Origin of the sequence: Micromonospora sp. RV43, assembly GCF_001029515.1 — a bacterium.
Taxonomy (GTDB): domain Bacteria; phylum Actinomycetota; class Actinomycetes; order Mycobacteriales; family Micromonosporaceae; genus Micromonospora; species Micromonospora aurantiaca.
Map to the genome: position 1 here is coordinate 33,045 of NZ_LEKG01000075.1, position 17,257 is coordinate 50,301.

Annotated in this window: 15 protein-coding genes and 1 pseudogene; 13 read left to right on the forward strand and 3 right to left on the reverse strand. The window is 74.5% G+C overall.

The features are described 5' to 3' along the window. The first annotated feature begins 209 nt into the window (after positions 1-209). From ABD52_RS19030 to ABD52_RS40870, 8 genes are all read left to right on the forward strand, one after another. Positions 210-845 (forward strand): RNA polymerase sigma factor, encoded by a 636-nt coding sequence (locus ABD52_RS19030; RefSeq protein WP_013476621.1) that lies wholly within the window; start codon positions 210-212, stop codon positions 843-845. Position 846: 1 nt separating this feature from the next. Continuing rightward, complete coding sequence (locus ABD52_RS19035; protein ID WP_047892700.1) at positions 847-1,659, forward strand: hypothetical protein; 813 nt, start codon at positions 847-849, stop codon at positions 1,657-1,659. 156 nt (positions 1,660-1,815) lie between these two features. Next, positions 1,816-3,051, forward strand: a complete 1,236-nt coding sequence (egtA, locus tag ABD52_RS19040) for an ergothioneine biosynthesis glutamate--cysteine ligase EgtA (protein ID WP_047892701.1) — start codon at positions 1,816-1,818, stop codon at positions 3,049-3,051. Then, positions 3,048-4,355, forward strand: a complete 1,308-nt coding sequence (gene egtB / locus ABD52_RS19045; protein ID WP_047892702.1) for an ergothioneine biosynthesis protein EgtB — start codon at positions 3,048-3,050, stop codon at positions 4,353-4,355. The genes egtA and egtB overlap by 4 nt, the downstream gene beginning before the upstream one ends. 9 nt (positions 4,356-4,364) lie before the next feature. Next, positions 4,365-5,147 (forward strand): ergothioneine biosynthesis protein EgtC, encoded by a 783-nt coding sequence (gene egtC / locus ABD52_RS19050; protein WP_013286561.1) that lies wholly within the window; start codon positions 4,365-4,367, stop codon positions 5,145-5,147. Continuing rightward, a complete protein-coding gene (gene egtD, locus ABD52_RS19055; RefSeq protein WP_013286560.1) occupies positions 5,144-6,109 on the forward strand; it encodes an L-histidine N(alpha)-methyltransferase in 966 nt (321 codons plus the stop codon). The genes egtC and egtD overlap by 4 nt, the downstream gene beginning before the upstream one ends. Before the next feature lie 227 nt (positions 6,110-6,336). Then, a complete protein-coding gene (locus ABD52_RS38330) occupies positions 6,337-6,924 on the forward strand; it encodes a TMEM165/GDT1 family protein (protein ID WP_013286559.1) in 588 nt (195 codons plus the stop codon). 132 nt (positions 6,925-7,056) lie between these two features. Continuing rightward, on the forward strand, positions 7,057-7,260 hold the full coding sequence (locus ABD52_RS40870; protein WP_082171327.1) for a hypothetical protein: 204 nt from the start codon (positions 7,057-7,059) through the stop codon (positions 7,258-7,260). Positions 7,261-7,278: 18 nt separating this feature from the next. On the opposite strand, the pseudogene nhaA reads toward ABD52_RS40870, so the two are convergent. Together nhaA and ABD52_RS19065 are read right to left on the reverse strand one after the other, a co-directional pair. Beyond that, positions 7,279-8,493 (reverse strand): annotated as a pseudogene (nhaA, locus tag ABD52_RS19060) (Na+/H+ antiporter NhaA); the annotation flags it as partial. A 160-nt stretch (positions 8,494-8,653) separates the two neighbouring features. Then, positions 8,654-10,501, reverse strand: coding sequence for a nucleoside-diphosphate sugar epimerase/dehydratase (locus ABD52_RS19065; RefSeq protein ID WP_047892703.1), 1,848 nt, complete (start codon positions 10,499-10,501; stop codon positions 8,654-8,656). 185 nt (positions 10,502-10,686) lie between these two features. On the opposite strand from ABD52_RS19065, the gene ABD52_RS19070 reads away from it, so the two are divergent. Further along, positions 10,687-12,135 (forward strand): polysaccharide biosynthesis tyrosine autokinase, encoded by a 1,449-nt coding sequence (locus tag ABD52_RS19070; protein WP_013286555.1) that lies wholly within the window; start codon positions 10,687-10,689, stop codon positions 12,133-12,135. Here the strand turns inward: ABD52_RS19070 and ABD52_RS19075 are convergent. Further along, on the reverse strand, positions 12,116-12,691 hold the full coding sequence (locus ABD52_RS19075) for a low molecular weight phosphatase family protein (protein ID WP_235437496.1): 576 nt from the start codon (positions 12,689-12,691) through the stop codon (positions 12,116-12,118). The two genes, ABD52_RS19070 and ABD52_RS19075, sit on opposite strands and share 20 nt — an antisense overlap. A gap of 123 nt (positions 12,692-12,814) precedes the next feature. Here ABD52_RS19075 and ABD52_RS19080 point away from each other — a divergent pair, with 123 nt between their 5' ends. The 4 genes from ABD52_RS19080 to ABD52_RS19095 all read left to right on the forward strand — a co-directional run bounded on the left by ABD52_RS19080 (position 12,815) and on the right by ABD52_RS19095 (position 17,092). Continuing rightward, positions 12,815-14,056 carry a glycosyltransferase family 4 protein gene (locus tag ABD52_RS19080; protein WP_047892704.1) on the forward strand — a complete coding sequence of 414 codons (1,242 nt, stop codon included), beginning with the start codon at positions 12,815-12,817 and terminating at the stop codon, positions 14,054-14,056. A gap of 102 nt (positions 14,057-14,158) precedes the next feature. Then, on the forward strand, positions 14,159-15,943 hold the full coding sequence (locus ABD52_RS19085; RefSeq protein ID WP_047892705.1) for a DUF4012 domain-containing protein: 1,785 nt from the start codon (positions 14,159-14,161) through the stop codon (positions 15,941-15,943). A 13-nt stretch (positions 15,944-15,956) separates the two neighbouring features. Continuing rightward, the gene (locus ABD52_RS19090) at positions 15,957-16,577 is read left to right on the forward strand and encodes a hypothetical protein (RefSeq protein WP_013286551.1); all 621 of its coding nucleotides are present in this window, start codon (positions 15,957-15,959) and stop codon (positions 16,575-16,577) included. A 98-nt stretch (positions 16,578-16,675) separates the two neighbouring features. Then, a complete protein-coding gene (locus ABD52_RS19095) occupies positions 16,676-17,092 on the forward strand; it encodes a protein-tyrosine phosphatase family protein (protein ID WP_013286550.1) in 417 nt (138 codons plus the stop codon). Positions 17,093-17,257 lie beyond the last annotated feature (165 nt).

Sequence of the window (17,257 nt, forward strand, 5' to 3'; positions counted from 1 at the left end):
CCGGCGTCGGCCCGACTCCCGGCCTCCCCCGGACGCCGGTACGGTATGTCCCGCCGACGCCCGTGCCGCGCGCGGCAGTTTCCACGGCGCACCGCACCCTCGTGCGGGTGCCCGATCAGCTCACCGGGGGGCCGAGTGCGGATGGCGGTGTGGTCACTGGCACCCGTTGACGCCCGGCTCCGGGCCGTCATTCGGGTGGGGCGGCGCGCGTGACGGCCGAACTGAACGAGGCGGTCGCCGGGGCGCAGGCGGGCGACGAGGAGGCGTTCCGGTTCCTCTACCGCAGCCTGCAGCCCGCGCTGCTGCGTTACCTGACCGCGCTCGTCGGCGCGGACGCCGAGGACGTGGCCTCGGAGGCGTGGCTCCAGATCTCGCGCGACCTGCCGTCGTTCACCGGTGGCGAGTTCCGCGCCTGGGTGGTCACGATCGCCCGCAACCGGGCCATGGACCACCTGCGCCGGCAGCGGCGGCGTCCCTCCGTGCCGGTGCCCGTGCAGGCGCTCAACGACCTGGCCGCCGACGTCGACACCGCCGACCGGGCCGGTGAGGCCATCGCCACCGAGAGCGCGCTGGCGCTGATCCGTACGCTGCCACCGGCCGAGGCCGAGGCGGTGATGCTGCGGGCCGTCATCGGCCTGGACGCGGAGACCGCCGGGCGGGTGCTGGGCCGGCGGGCCGGCGCGGTCCGTACCGCCGCGCACCGGGGCCTGCGCCGGCTGGCCGCGATGCTGGAGCGCTCGGCGGCGCAGGCCGCGCCGGACGACACCCGGGACGCCGTCGCGCCGCGTCCCCGTACCGACCGCCAGGTGCCGCACGCGCCCGAGGCCGAGCCGGCGGAGGGCTGACGTGAGGGGAGACGACGGCATGCACGCTCGCCGGTCCGGCGGGCCCGCCGACCGGGCGGAGTCCGACCGCCTGCTCGACGCCGCGCGCGCCGGCACGCCGCCGGTGGCCGACGCCGACCCGCTGACCCGGCTGCTGTCCGCCGCCGCCGGGCCGGCCGCCCCGGACGAGGTCGCCGGGGAGGAGCGGGCGCTCGCCGCCTTCCGGGCGGCCCGCGCGGCGCGGGGAACGCAGCCGGCGGCCGGATCGGTGCCCGCACCGGTGGCCGCACCGCGCGCGCGGCGGCGCCTGCGCATCGCCGCCGCGTTGTCCGGGCTCGCCGCCACCGCTGTCGCCGGGGTGGCGTTCGCCGCGGTGCGCCTGGACCGCGAGCCGGAGCCGGTGGCCCCGCCCGCGACGACGGCCGGGCCCAGCAGCGCCGGACCGAGCGGCACCGGCCCGACCGGCACCGGCCCGGCCGTCACCGGGCCGTCGCGGCCGGCGCCGAGCACCCCGGCCGGTGACGCGTCCGGTGCGGCGTCGCCACCGGCTCCGTCGCCGACGCCGGCGCCGTCCGGAACGCCGAGCGCCGCGGCCGGGAAATCTGCACCCCCGCCCGGCGGGCCGCAGACGGCCGGCCACTGCCGTGCCTACCTGGCCAAGTCGGAGCGGCAGCGGGAGAAGGCGCTCACCAAGCCGGGCTACGCCGAACTGGTGGCTGCCGCCGGCGGCCCCGAGCAGGTGGAGAGCTACTGCCGGAACCTGCTGGGCGTGCCGGCGGACGACCCGGCCGACGCGCCGGAGCCGGCGCCCCCGGGCCCGGCAGCGGACGGCTGAGCCGCCGCGGCGCAATCAGATTCCGGACAAAATTTCATCTCCCCGGGCAAGCGGATCTCGTCTGCTAGACAGAGGATGGTGGGGCGGCGTCCCGTGCCGTCCCGGCCGGGCGCGTCGCCACGACGTCGTCGCCCATCGCCGAGGAGGAGCCGTCCCATGGTGATGTCGCCGGATCTGGACCGGGCAGTCGTCCTGGGGGACGAGGAGGCGGCCCGGGGCCACCTCGCCCGGATCTGCTTCAAGACCGGGCCACCCGCACTCGTCGGCGTCGAACTGGAATGGACCGTGCACGACGCCGCGGACCCGGCCCGGCCGGTCGACCGCGAGCGACTACGCGAGGCGCTGGGGCGGCACAGCCCCGTGACCCTCGACCCCACCAGCCCGGCCGACGAGCTCCGGCGCGGCGGCGCCGTGACCGTGGAGCCCGGCGGGCAGGTGGAGATCTCCGCGACACCGCGATCGTCGGTCGCCGCGCTCATCCTGGCCACCGAGGCCGACGTCGCCGAGCTGCGGGCCCGGCTGGACGCCGCCGGCCTGGTGCTCGGCCGCAGCGGCATCGACCCCTGGCGCCTTCCCCGGCCTGTCGTGGAGACCCCGCGCTACCGGGCCATGCGGTGCGCCTTCGACCGGCGCGGCCCGGCGGGACGGGCGATGATGTACAGCACCGCCGGCCTCCAGGTCTGCCTGGACGCGGGCGAACCGGACCACGTGGCGCAGCGGTGGGCCGCCGCGCACGCCGTCGGCCCGCCGCTGCTCGCCGCCTTCGCCACCGCCGACCGGCACGCCGGCCGCCGCACCGGCTGGGCCTCCGCCCGGATGGCCACCTGGCTGGCCATCGATCCGGCCCGGACCCGTCCGGTCTGGTCGCCCGAGCGTGCCGACGAGGACCCGGTGGCGGCCTGGACCGGGTACGCGCTGGCCGCGCCGCTGCTCTGCGTACGCGGCGACGGCCCGGACTGGACCGCGCCGCCCGGTGTCACGTTCGCCGACTGGCTGGCCGGGGCGCTGCCCCGCCCACCGACCACCGACGACCTGGAATACCACCTCAGCACGCTGTTCCCGCCGGTACGCCCGCGCGGCTACCTGGAGCTGCGCTACCTGGACACCCAGCCCGGCCCGGAGTGGACCGTGCCGCTGGCGGTGCTGGCGGCGCTCTTCGCCGACCCGGCCACCACCCGGGACGCGCTGGCGGCGGCCGGCCCGGTCGCCGACCGGTGGCGCGCGGCGGCCCGGTGCGGGCTGGCCGAGCGTCCGCTGGCCACCGCCGCGGCGGCGCTGTTCGACCTGGCCCTGACAGCCCTGCCCCGGCTCGACCTGCCGGCCGGCATCCACGACGAGACCCAGCGAGCGATCCGGCGGCACCGCGCCGCCGCGGAGAGGGGACACCGGTGACCACCACCGAGCGACTACGCGACCGGATCGCCGCGGAACTGGAGCGGACCCGGGCCCGTACCGCGCTGCTGACCGGCGCGGTGGACGACGACGACCTGGTCCGGCAGCACTCCACGCTGATGTCGCCGCTGGTCTGGGACCTGGCGCACGTCGGCAACCAGGAGGAGCTGTGGCTGGTCCGCGACGTCGGCGGCCGCGACCCGGTGCGCCACGACATCGACGACCTCTACGACGCGTTCAAGCAGCCCCGCAAGGACCGGCCGGCGCTGCCGCTGCTGCCCCCGGCCGAGGCCCGCGCGTACGTGAGTACGGTACGGGACAAGGTGTTCGACCTGCTCGACGGCATCCGCTTCACCGAGCGTCCCCTCGTCGCCGACGGGTTCGCGTTCGGCATGATCGTGCAGCACGAGCAGCAGCACGACGAGACCATGCTCGCCACCCACCAGCTGCGTGCCGGCGCCCCGGTGCTGGACGCGCCGCCCCCGCCGGAGCCCCGGGCCCGGGTCGGCGGGGAGGTGCGGGTGCCGGCCGGGCCGTTCACCATGGGCACCTCCACCGACCCGTGGGCGCTGGACAACGAGCGCCCGGCGCACACCGTCGACCTGCCCGCGTACGTCATCGACGCCGCGCCGGTGACGAACGGGCAGTACCGGGCGTTCATCGCCGACGGCGGGTACGACGAGCCGCGCTGGTGGAGCGAGGCCGGCTGGCGGCACCGGATCGAGGCGGACCTGAGCGCGCCGATGCACTGGCGGCGCGACGGGGACGGCTGGGCGTACCGCCGGTTCGGCCGCTGGTCGCCGGTACGCGACGACGAGCCGGTGGTGCACGTCTGCTGGTACGAGGCGCAGGCGTACGCGGCGTGGGCCGGCAAGCGGCTGCCGACGGAGGCGGAGTGGGAGAAGGCGGCCCGCTGGGATCCGGCGACCGGCCGGTCCCGCCGCTACCCGTGGGGCGACGAGGACCCGGCCACCGAGCACGCCAACCTGGGCCAGCGGCACCTGTGGCCGGCGCCGGTGGGCGCGTACCCGGCGGGCGCCTCGCCGCTGGGCGTGCACCAGCTCGTCGGCGACGTGTGGGAGTGGACCTCCTCGCCGTTCCGGGGCCACCCGGGCTTCACCGCGTTCCCGTACCGGGAGTACTCGGAGGTCTTCTTCGGCGACGACCACCGGGTGCTGCGCGGCGGCTCGTTCGGCACCGACCGGTCCGCCTGCCGGGGCACGTTCCGCAACTGGGACTACCCGATCCGGCGGCAGATCTTCAGCGGTTTCCGCTGCGCCCGTGACACCGGACCCGAGGAGTGAGCCGGCCCGATGTGCCGTCACCTCGCGTACCTCGGTCCACCCGTGCTCCTGCGCAGCCTGCTGTCCGACCCGCCGTACGGGCTGCTGCGCCAGTCGTGGGCACCGCGTGACATGCGTGGTGGCGGCACGATAAACGCCGACGGCTTCGGCGTCGCCTGGTATCCCGACGACGGCGACCCGGTCCGCTACCGGCGGGCCCAGCCGATGTGGAGCGACACCACGCTGCCGGAGCTGGCCGCCGTGACGCGGGTGCGGGCGGTGCTGGCCGCGGTCCGATCCGCCACCGTCGGCATGCCGCTGCACGAGACCGCCGCGGCGCCCTTCGCCGAGGGGCGGTGGCTGTTCAGCCACAACGGCGTGGTGAAGGGCTGGCCGGACAGCCTGGTCCCGCTCGCCGCCGGCCTGCCCGTGCGCGACCTGATCACACTCGACGTGCCGACCGACTCGGCGCTGCTGTGGGCGCTGGTCCGGCACCGGCTGCGGGCCGGCGCGCCACCCGACGAGGCGGTGGCGGACACCGTCGCGGCGGTCGCCGCCGCCGCTCCCGGCTCGCGGCTGAACCTGCTGCTCACCGACGGTACGACTGTGGTGGCGAGCACGGCCGGGCACGCGCTGTCGGTGCGCCGCGGCCCGGACTCGGTGCTGCTGGCGTCCGAACCGTTCGACGACGACCCGGCCTGGCGGGCCGTGCCGGACGGCCGGCTCGTGGTGGCGACCACGGGCGGGCTCGACGTGCGGGAGACGACCGCCGTCCGACGATCCGTACCCACCGCAAGAGAGGACACTCGATGAGCGCGGAGCCGCTGGAGATCCACCTGGAGCAGCAGGACCTCGACCGTGGGTTGCGGGAGGACGTGCGGGTCGGGCTGGCCGCGACGCCGAAGTGGCTGCCGCCGAAGTGGTTCTACGACGCTCGGGGCAGCGAGCTGTTCGAGGAGATCACCCGCCTGCCGGAGTACTACCCGACGCGGGCCGAGCGGGCGGTGCTGGCCGCGCACGCCGACGACGTCGCCACCATGACCGGGGCGAAGACGCTGATCGAGCTGGGTTCGGGCTCGTCGGAGAAGACCCGGCTGCTGCTCGACGCGTTCACCCGCCACGGCGACCTGGGCACGTTCGTGCCGCTGGACGTCTCGGTGAGCGCGTTGCGGTCGTCCACCGAGCAGATCGCCGCCGCGTACCCGGGGCTGCGGGTGCGGGGGATCGTCGGTGACTTCACCCGTCACCTGGACCGGCTGCCCACCGGCGGCCGTCGTCTGGTGGCGTTCCTCGGCGGCACGATCGGCAACCTGCTGCCGGTGGAGCGGGCCGAGTTCCTCACCGCGATGCGCGCGGCGCTGGAGACCGGCGACTGGCTGCTGGTCGGCACCGACCTGGTCAAGGACCCGGGCGTGATCGTGCCCGCGTACGACGACGCGGCGGGCGTGACCGCCGAGTTCAACCGCAACGTGCTCCGGGTGATCAACCGTGAGCTGGGCGCGGACTTCGACGTCGACGCGTTCCGGCACGTGGCGGTCTGGGATCCCGACCGGGAGTGGATCGAGATGCGGTTGCGCGCCGAGCACCCGGCCCGGGTGCGGGTCCTGGACACCGACGTGGTGTTCGCCGCCGGCGAGGAACTGCGGACCGAGGTGTCGGCCAAGTTCCGGCCGGAGGGGATCGCAGCCGAGCTGACCGCCGCCGGGTTCGACCGGCGGGCGTTCTGGACCGACCCGGACGGGCTGTTCGGGGTGAGCCTGGCCCGGGCCGACTGAGGGCCGCCGTGGCCCCGCCCACACCCGGTGACCGGGGCGGCCGGTGATCGGCTAGGCTGGCGGCGCGAAGGGGAGTAGCCCCCAATGTCGTGGTCGACACACTGGTGCGTTCCGCATCCGGCCACGCGGCCCCGGTCTCCGGGGCGGGCGAGACCTTCGACTCAGGCTGTCGCAGCCGGGTCGAGGGCGCCCCCGTTCCTCCTCCCGGCTTGATCGGGAAGGTTCACATGGAGGGTTTCCTCGTCGCGCTGGTGGTCAGCTTCGGCGTCATCTTCGTCGCCGAGCTGGGCGACAAGTCCCAGCTCATGGCACTGACGTTCGCCACGCGGTTCAAGCCGGTGCCGGTGCTCATCGGCATCACGATCGCCACCGCCGTCGTCCACCTGGCCTCGGTGGCCATCGGGTACGGCCTGAACGCCGCACTGCCCACCGACTGGATCTCGCTCATCGCCGGTCTGGCGTTCCTCGGCTTCGGCGCCTGGACGCTGCGCGGCGACCGGCTGACCGAGGAGGAGAAGCGCAAGGCCGAGCGCGGCGGCCGGTCCGCCGTCATCGCCGTGGGTGTGGCGTTCTTCCTGGCCGAGCTGGGCGACAAGACCATGCTCGCCACCATCACGCTGGCCACCAAGTACGGCTGGTTCGGCACCTGGCTCGGGTCGACGCTCGGCATGGTCGCAGCGGACGCGCTGGCGATCCTGGTGGGCCGGATGCTCGGCCGGCACCTGCCGGAGCGGACCATCCGCTACGGCGCGGCGGTGCTGTTCGCCATCTGCGGCCTCTGGCTGATCTTCGAGGCGGTCTCCGAGCTGACGTGAGCGGAACCGACGTGAGTAGTGCGGCGGCGCCCGATGATCGGAGAGCGCATCGGTGGGTAAGTAGCCCGGGTGAGCGCCGTGGCGGTGACCGCCCGGCGGAGGACGAATCGGCACGACCGGGAGGTTCCGCCCATGAGCAGGCACGACGAGCCCAACGAGTACGGCTTCGCCGGGGGCGCCACCGCGCCGGAGCCGCCGCCGGGCGGGCGCGAGGACGAGCAGGACCGCGCCGAGCAGGTGGCCGTGCCCGGTGACGACCTCACCGCCCCGGCCGCCGAGGCGCTCGAGGAACCGGAGCGCAGGCGCGAGCCGCGCCCGGCCGAGCGCCGGCGCTGAGGCGTACCGCGCCGACCCGTTGCGGCGGACCAGCACCACCGAGGCCAGCAGCGCGGAGGTGAGCGAGCCGAGCAGTACCGCCACCTTGACGCCGTCCTCCTCCGGGCTGCCGGCGCCGAACGCCAGCTCGCCGATGAGCAGCGACACGGTGAACCCGATTCCGGCCAGCAGCGCCAGCCCGGCCAGGTCGGCCCAGGTGATCTCCTCGTCCAGTTCGGCCCTGGTGAACCGGGCGAGCAGGTACGTCGAGCCGAACACGCCGATCACCTTGCCGAGCACCAGCCCGGCGGCCACCGCGAGCACCACGGGGCTGGTGAGCACGCCGCCCAGGTCCACCCCGACCAGCGTCACCCCGGCGGCGAAGAAGGCGAAGACCGGTACGGCCAGGCCCGCGGAGACCGGCCGCCAGCGGTGCTCCAGCCGCTCGGCGAGACCGGGTGCGCCGTCGCGTCCGCGCAGCACCGGCACGGTGAAGCCGAGCAGCACGCCCGCCACCGTGGCGTGCACACCGGAGGCGTGCACCAGCGCCCAGGCGGTCACCGCGAGCGGGATCAGCGCCCACCACCAGGTCCGCCGCCGCTGCACGAGCAGCCCGAACGCGGCGATCGGCAGCAGCGCGGCGAGCAGCGGCAGCGGGTGGAACCCGTCGGTGTAGAAGACCGCGATGATGGTGATCGCGAAGAGGTCGTCGACCACGGCGAGGGTCAGCAGGAAGGCGCGCAGCCCCTGCGGCAGGTGGGAGCTGATGACGGCGAGCACGGCGAGCGCGAAGGCGATGTCGGTGGCGGTGGGGATGGCCCATCCGCGCAGGCCGGTGCCGCCGGCGCTGAGCGTCACCGCGAGGTAGACCAGCGCGGGCGCGATCATGCCGCCGAGCGCGGCGACCACCGGCAATGCGGCCCGCCGGGGGTCGCGCAGGTCACCGGCGACGAACTCGCGCTTGAGTTCCAGGCCGACCACGAAGAAGAAGATCGCCAGCAGCCCGTCGGCGGCCCAGGTGCGCAGGTCGAGGTCGAGGTGCAGGCCGGCGCCGCCGGGCCAGGGCACCCAGTGGCTCAGTTCGGCGTACGTGGCGCGCCACGGCGAGTTGGCCCAGATCAGGGCGAGCACCGCGCCGAGCAGCAGCAGGCCGCCGCCGACGGTCTCGGTGCGCAGCACGTCGGCCAGGAAGCGGGCCTCCGGCCAGGAGCGGCGGGACAGCAGGCGGGAGCGGTGCGGGGTGTGCTGGGGCATGCGGCGTCCGTTCGGAAGCTGGGGTCGGCGGAACCATCGCCGACCAGGCTTCCCGGCACACCTGGATCAACCCTAACGGGCGCCGCCACCGGCGGCGAGCCGAGCCGGCCGATGGGACGCCCGTCTCACCACCTGGGTGGGCGTCCCGTCGGCCGGCGGGTCAGCGCTGTCCGGGCAGGGCCGGCAGGGTGGCCCCGACCGGGTCGCAGAACGCGGCCATCCGCTTGATCAGCTCGTCCGGGTCGGCGTACGGGTCGAGCCCGCGCACCTCGTCCGGGTCCAGTTCGGGCACGGGGACGTGGGAGATGAGTGGGTGCAGCGGCCGGCTGTCCACCTCGTCGGCGCCGAACAGGTGCTCGTGCAGCTTCTCGCCCGGTCGCAGGCCGGTGAAGACGATCTCCGTAGGGCGGTCCGCCTCGGCGGCCAGCCGGCGCGCCACGTCGGCGATCCGGACCGGCTCGCCCATGTCGAGCACCAGCGCCTCGCCGCCCCGGCCGATCGTCGCGGCCTGGAGCACCAGGTGCACCGCCTCCTGCACGGTCATGAAGTAGCGGGTCACATCGGGGTGGGTGACGGTGATCGGCACCCCGGCCCGGATCTGCGCCTGGAACGCGGTGAGCACCGAGCCGCGGCTGCTGAGCACGTTGCCGAACCGGACGCTCAGGTATCGGCCGTCCAGGCGCTGCGCGTGGTAGGCGGTGAGCCGTTCGGTGATCCGCTTGGAGTAGCCGAGGACGCTCGCCGGGTTGGCCGCCTTGTCGGTGGAGATGTTCACGAACTCGGCGACATCCCGGCACGCCTCCAGCACGTTCAGCGTACCCAGGATGTTGGTCTTGATCGCCTCGCCGGGATGGCGCTGGAGCAGCGTGAGGTGCTTGAGCGCCGCGGCGTGGAACACCACGTCGGGCTGCCGGTCGGCGATCACCCGGGCGATGCCCTCGGCGTCGCGGATGTCGGCGAGGATCAGCTCCGGCCCGTCCAGCAGCGCGCGCCCGTGCAGGGACATCTGCAAGGCGTGCAGCGCGGACTCGTCCCGGTCGAGCATCATCAGCTCGTCCGGCTCGCAGCGGGCGATCTGCCGGCACAGTTCCGAGCCGATCGAGCCGCCGGCGCCGGTGACGAGCACCCGGCGCCCGGCCAGCCCGCCGCGCTCCACGCTCAGCTCCGCCACCCGGTGCGCGCGGCCCAGCAGGTCGGTGAGCTGGAGGTCGCGTACGTCGGTGGCGGCGACCGGGCGGTCGAGGACCTCGCGTACCGGCGGCAGGACCTTGAACGCCGCGCCGGCCTCCAGCGTGCGGGTCCGGACGTCGCGCAGCAGCTGCGGATCCGAGCCGCTCATCGAGAAGATGACTGTGCTCGCCCGGGTGGCACGGACGGCGGCGGCGATCTGTTCCCGGCCGCCGAGCACGCGCAGCCGCTCCAGCCGCAGTCCGCGGCTGTCGGGCGCGTCGTCGAGCAGGCCCACCGGCCGGTAGCTGCTGTCCGGGTCGTGCAGCAGCACCCGGACGAGCCGCTCGCTCGCCGCGTCCACCCCGTAGATCAGGCAGCGCTCGGCGTGTCGTGCGGCGGGCGGCCGGCGGTCGGCGTGGGCCCGCCAGATTCCCCGGGCGGTCGCCATCACCACGAGTGCGACCGAGCCGCCGATCAGCGGCGTGCTGGCCGGCACCGGGTGCTGCGTCCACGGCAGCAGGGCGACGAAACCGACGGCCGCGACGAGCGCGACGGTGGTGGCCAGGCCCTGCGCGTCGCCGGCGCTGCCGATCGGATACCGGCCGTAGAGCCGGGACCGCAGCAGCGTGAGCACGGCGTACAGCGCGGCGCAGGCCAGCGCCATGCCGAGCGTACGGGCGCTGGCGGCGGCGGTGAGGTCGAATTCGTACCGCGTCCAGGCGGCGCCGAGAAAACCTCCGCACCACGCGGCCGTGTCCAGCGTTAACAGGGAAAGGGTGGCGGCGCGGTGGGTGATCCGGCCGGCGGGTCGAACGGCTGTGATCGCGTCACGATCCATGGGCTGCCCTCTACGTCCTATCCGTATTGAAAGGATTAGACCGTCTGTGCCTGTTCGGTCGTTTACTGTCGTCCAGTCACGTAACGTCGTGAATAGGCGATTCGATCCTGGCACGGCGACTGGTGTTTTTAGGGGGCTTTCGTGCAGTTTCATCGGCAGACCGGCGTGTCGCGAGGGGGAGCGTGATGGACGTTCTCGGCTACCTGCGCCTGGTCCGACGCCACTGGTGGATCGTGCTGGTGACGGTGATGCTCGGTCTGGGCACCGCCGCGCTGGTGACGGTCCGGACGGCGCCTCGGTACGAGGCCTCGGTGACGTTCTTCGTCACCACGCCCAGCCAGGGGGTCACCGACGCCTACCAGGGCAGCCTCTTCCTCCAGCAGCGGGTGAAGTCCTACGGTGACCTGCTCACCAGCGACCGGCTGGCGCAGAGCGTGGTCGCCGACGCGCCGCTCGGCCTCACCGCCGACCAGGTGCGCAGCCGGATCCACACCACCGCCACGGCCGGCACGGTCCTGCTCCAGGCGACGATCACCGACACCGACCAGACCCGGGCGTTGAAGACCACCGAGACGCTCGCGACGAAGTTCACCGATCTGGTCCGCAAGGTCGAGACGCCGCCGGACGGCAAGGCCCCGCCGATCAAGATCGAGGTGGTCAGCGGTCCCCGCGTCACCTCCAACCCGGTCTCGCCGCAGCCCACCCGCAACCTGGTCCTGGGCGGTCTGCTCGGCCTGCTGCTCGGCGTCGGCCTCGCAGTGCTGCGCGGGGTGGCCGACGTCCGGATGCGCGACGGCGCCGGGCTGCAACGGGTGACCGGCAGTCCGCTGCTCGGCGAGATCCCGTACGAGACCGGCGCGCGGTCGGCGCCGCTGATCGTCGGCGACGCGGCCACCTCCGCCCGGGCCGAGGCGGTCCGCAAGCTGCGTACCAACCTGCGCTTCGTGGACGTGCACGAGCCGGCCCGGGTCATCGCTGTGACCAGCGCGTTGCAGGGCGAGGGCAAGACCACGATGGCCTGCAACACCGCCATCGCGCTGGCCGAGGCGGGCTGGCGGGTGCTGCTGATCGACGCCGACCTGCGCCGCCCCAAGGTCGCCGACTACCTCGGGCTCGACGGCGGCGTCGGCCTCACCGACGTGCTCGTCGGCGACGTCCAGGTCGGTGACGTGGTGCAGCGCTGGGGGGAGAAGTCCCTGCTGGTGCTGCCCAGCGGCGCCACCCCGCCCAACCCGAGCGAGCTGCTCGGCTCCAAGTCCATGGCGGACCTGCTGGTCGCGCTGCGGGACTCGGCGGACATCGTGGTCATCGACACCGCGCCGCTGCTGGCGGTCACCGACGGCGTGGTGGTGGCCGTGCAGGCCGACGGCGCGCTCCTGGTCACCCAGCAGGGGCGTACCTCCCGCAGCCAGGTCGCGGCGGCGGCGCACGCGCTCAGCTCGGTCTCGGTGCGCCTGCTCGGCTGCGTGCTGAACATGGCCAAGGTGGCCAAGTCGGACGCCTACCAGTACGAGGCGTACAAGGTGGTCGTGCCGCCAGCGGCGCCCTCCGTACCGGCCGACCGGGCCGGCACCCGGCGGGGCGCGAAGGCCGTGGGCGACCGGACGCAGGAACTCACCCGGCTGTCGCGATGAGTGCGAGCACGGGCCGGATCGACCGCTCGATCTCCTCGGCACAGCGCCGGAAGTCGGCGGGCGAACCGCCGATCGGGTCGCGCAGGTCCTCCGCGTCGGGGGCGGCGGGTTGCAGCCGCCCCCGGGCGCGGACCGCGGCCGACACCGCTGCCCGCAACGGCGTGCCCGCCTCCGCCTCGGCGGGGCGGGCCTCGGCCGCCAGCCGGGCGAACTGCCGCAGCGTGAACGTCCGGGTCAGCGCGGCCGGCGCCAGCGAGGTGCAGGCCGAGCGTTGCCGGCGGGTCGCGGTCAGCACCAGCGCCGCCCCGGTCAGGTGCTCGGCGCGCAGCCGGCGGGTGCGGAAGGCCGCCGGGTCCGCGCCGGTGGCCGCTGTCACCTCGACCGCGTACGGGTGCATGGCAGCACCGTCGATCGCGTCGGTCCCCGCGCTGGCCACCGCCAGCGGCAGGCCGGCCAGCATCCGGCGGGCGATGAACTCCGCCATCGGTGACCGGCACATGTTCGCGTGGCAGACGAAGAGCACCTCGTCGACCATCTGCACCCCTCTCGTCGGCACGGTCGCGACGGAGGGTGCCGCGACGGCGTTCTTCCGGCGGTCGCGGCCGGACGCAGAGGGGATGCGGGAATGGTACGCGCTGCGGTGCCCGGCCGTCCGGAAAGCCGCGCCGGGAGCGCGGTCATGAGGGTCGGCATCCTCACCTACCACTTCCCGCCGGAGCCGGCGTTCGTCCCGGGCAGCCTGGCCGAGGAGCTGGTGGCCCGGGGCCACGAGGTACGGGTGCTCACCGGCTTCCCGGACTACCCGGGCGGCCACGTCTATCCCGGCTGGCGGCAGCGCTGGCGGCACCAGACGCACAGCGAGCGGCTGACCGTGCGCCGGGTGCCCCGGTACGCCGCGGGCGACGGTTCCGCCCGTGCCCGCGCCGCGAGCTGGCTCTCCTTCGCCGGTAGCGCCGCGCTCGCCGGCCGGGGCCTGCTGCGCGACGTCGACGTGCTCTACGTCTACGGCCATCCGGCGGTCACGTTCGCGGCCACCGGGCTGCTGCGGCTGCTCGGCCGTACGCCGACCGTGCTGCACGTGCAGGACGTGTGGACGGAGCGGGACGGGCGCTCGGCGCAGGACAGCGGGTGGCCGGCGCGGCTGGAGGCCGCCACCCGCCGCCTCTACCGGGAGTCGGCGGTGGTGGCTGTCGGTTCGCCGTTCATGGCGGATCTCGTCCGCGCCGGTGGGGCCGACCCGGCCCGGGTGCGCGCCGCGCCGAACTGGACCGACGAGCGGATCTTCCGGCCCACCCAGGCCGGTCCGGCCGTGCGGCGGCTGGTCCGCCGGGACGACCGCTGCGTGGTGATGCACGCCGGGACGATCGGCGGGCGCCAGGATCTGGAGACGGCGGTCCGCGCGGCGGCGGCGCTCGGCGACCGGATGGATCTGGTGCTCGTGGGTTCGGGTCCGCAGGAGCGGCGGGTGCGAGGGCTCGCCGCCGACCTCGGCGCGGACAACGTCCGGTTCCTGGAGCGACGGTCCGCGGTGGACATGCCGCAGCTCTACGCCGCCGCCGACTACCAGCTCGTGGCCCAGCGCGACCTGCCGGAGCTGCGTGGCCGGGTGCCCGGCAAGCTCCAGGCCGCGCTCTCCTGCGCCGCGCCGGTGGTCGCCTCCGCGGCGGGGGAGACGGCGGAGGTGGTGGAGCGGGCCCGCGCCGGTCTGTCCTGCCCGCCGGAGGACTGGGCGGCGCTGGCCGACCGCTTCTGGCTGGCCGCCGCCATCCCGCCGGCCGCCCGGCTCGACATGGGCAGGCGGGGACGTGACGCGTACCTGCGGGACATGTCGATGCGGGCCGGTGTGGACCGGATCGAGGCGCTGCTGCACGAGGCGGCCGAGCGACCGTCGAACCGAACAAAGTTCGCACACAGCAGTTAAATCGCCAGAGTATCGAATAACGCCCCGAACAGGCACTTTTTCATGCTAAAAAGCACTCGATCGCGAATTGTGTCTGATTCGACCGACGCATAGGGGGAATCCGTGAGCGGACCTGGTGCCACGCCCGTCCGGCGGCGCCGCTCGCGACGGCGCCGGCGCACCCGGGTCCGCCGGATCCTGCTGACCGGGCTGGTCGTCGTGTCGGTGCTGCTCAGCGCCGGTGGCTGGGTCGCGTTCCGGGGCTGGCAGGCCCGCGCTCACCTGGTGAACGCCGCCGGGCTGGCCCGGGAACTCAGCGCCCAGGTGCTCGACGGCGACGTGGCCCGGGCCCAGCGCACGCTCGCCGCATTGCAGGAGCAGGCCGCCGCCGCGCGCGGCGAGACCGGGGATCCGGTGTGGTGGGTCGGCCAGCAGACGCCGTACGCGGGGGACAACCTCGCCGCGGTGCGGCAGATCTCGGTGGCGGTGGACGATCTGGCCCGGCTGGCGTTCCCCACGCTGCTGCGCGTCGACCTCGCCTCGCTGGTGCCGAAGCAGGGCAAGCTGGATCTGGCCCGCCTGCGCGCCGTCTCGGCCGAGGTCTCCGCCGCCGACCAGGCGGTACGCCGGACCGCCGACCGGCTGCGGCAGGTGCCCACCGGTGACCTCGTGACGCAGGTACGCGACGCGGTCACCGCGCTGCGCGCCGAGCTGGACCAGCTCGGCGAGCTGACCTCGGCGGCTGACCGCGGCGCCCGGCTGCTGCCGCCGCTGCTCGGCGCGGACGGACCGCGCAGTTATCTGCTGGTCTCGCAGAACCCGGCCGAGCTGCGCGCCACCGGTGGCATGTTCGGCGCGTACGCCGTCCTGCGCGCCGAGGGTGGGCGGATCCGCCTCGTGAAGCAGGGCAGCTCGTCGGACCTGCGCTTCTTCGACCCGCCACTCAAGGTCGACGCGGAGGCGCAGCGGCTCTGGGGCGAGCTGCCGGGCATCTATCCGGCGGACGTGAACCTCAACCCGGACTTCCCGGCCGCCGCCGCGCTCTACCGGGACATGGTGCGCCGCCGGACCGGCACCACTGTGGACGGGGTCCTGGCGGTCGACCCGGTGGTCCTGTCGTACCTGCTCGGCGTCGTGGGTCCGGTGAACGTGCCGGACGGGCCGTCGCTGGGCGCCGCCACCGCCGTACGGACGCTCCTCAGTGACTCGTACCGGGACCTGGACACGAAGGACCAGGACGAGTACTTCACCAAGGCCGCCTCGGGCGTCTTCGACACCCTGTTCACCAAGACGGTCGACCCGCGCGCACTTTTGACCGTTTTTACCCGTTCAATCAATGAACGTCGGATATTGTTCTGGAGTGTCCGATCTGAGGAGCAACGCGCAATGGCCGGCAGCCGACTGGCCGGTCAGCTCCCGGAGAAGGACTCCGTGCCGACTGTCGGCGTGTTCCTCAACGACGGCAGCGGCGCGAAGCTCGGCTACTACCTCAGGTTCTCGGCCACCGTGACGGTCGGCGAATGCCACCCGGACGGGCGCCGTGAGCTGCGGCTGCGGGTCACGGTGCACTCCACCGCCCCGAAGTCGGGCCTGAGCAAGTCGGTCACCGGGCTTGCTCTGGCCGGCGACAAGTACACCGCACGCACTTTCGTCTCCGTCCACACGCCCACCGGCGGCGCCGTGCTCACCGGCCGGCTGGACGGGCGGGACACCGCGATGGGCAGTGGCACCCACGGCCGCCGCCAGGTTGCGGTGGCGAACGTGGAGACGCGCCCGGGGCAGACCCGGACGCTCGACGTCACGGTGCTCACCGGCAAGACCGGCGCCGGGACGGCCGAGCTGGTGCACACGCCCACCGTCACCCCATGGACCACCCAAGTAGTCAACGCACCAAGCTGTGAACAGTAGGAGGGAAACCATCATGCGGCTATCCCGCATCATCATGGCGCTCACGGTGGGCCTGGCCGTAGCGGCCGTGCCGACCGCGGCCGGGGCGGCGCAGCCGCAGCCCCCGGTCTACCCGCCCGAGGTCGCGTCGCTGACCGTCTCACCGACCACCATCCGGCTCGGCGAGACGTTCACCCTGCGGGGTTCGAACTTCGCGCCGAACGAGTCGGTGCGGATCGACGTGGCGATCTCGGGCCTGCCCGCGGCCGCCCCGGCCGAGGGGACCGCGCGGCGCAGCGACGGCAGCACGGTGGCGATGGCGCCTGTCGCCTATACGCCCAACCGTGCCCAGCCGCAGCCGGCGCCGACCACGTTCACCGTGACGGCCGACGCCAGCGGCAACTTCACCGTCACCTACCGGCCGACCCGGCCGGGCCGGTACACGTTCACCGCCACCGGTCTGACGTCCGGACGGATCGCCAGCGCCACCGGCACCGTCCTGCCGCCGCGGCCGACCCGGCCGCCGCACAAGGGTGGACTGCCGGTCACCGGTGACAGCATCGGCACGCCGCTGAAGCTCGGTGGAGGCCTCGCCGCCGCCGGTGCGGTGCTGCTCCTGGCCTCCATGGCCTGGCGCCGCCGTCGCCTCGGCTGATCCGAGGCGCGCCGGGGACGACCCGGCTCGATCGTGAGTGCCCGCCGGACCCGGTCCGGCGGGCACTCACGTGTCCGGCCGACACGACACAATGAGCCATGGACGCGACACCGTGGACCGACCAGGCCGGCCTGCTCACGCTGCCCGGGGGTGCCACCGTGCGCGGACGCCGGGTCGCCGAGCCCGGTTCGCCCGCCGACTTCGCCCTGCTGCTGGCGCCCGGTCCCGAGCCGGAATGGCCGGTCCGGCGGGTCCGCTGGCCCGACTTCTGGATCCCGGCCGACCGCGCCGACGCCCTCGACGCGCTGCGGGAGGCGTGGCGGCGCGCGTACGCGGGGGAGCGGGTCGAGGTGGCCTGTCACGGCGGCGTCGGGCGCACCGGCACCGCACTCGCCGCGCTCGCCGTGCTGGACGGGCTGCCGCCCGCGCGGGCAGTGGCCTGGGTCCGCTCCCACTACCACCGGCGCGCGGTGGAGACGCCGTGGCAGCGGTGGTGGCTGCGCGGCGTGCGCTGACATCCCGGCCGGTCACCCACCGGGAGCGTCCGGTCGGCGCGGCGTCACGACACCGGTGAGCCGTCCCGACCTGATCATCGGGCTCGGTAGGGTGCCTTCTCATGAGAGCCCGGGCTGGTGCTCGCCGGCGCGCTCTACCGGGGTGCGGCCAGCGGGGCCGGCGAC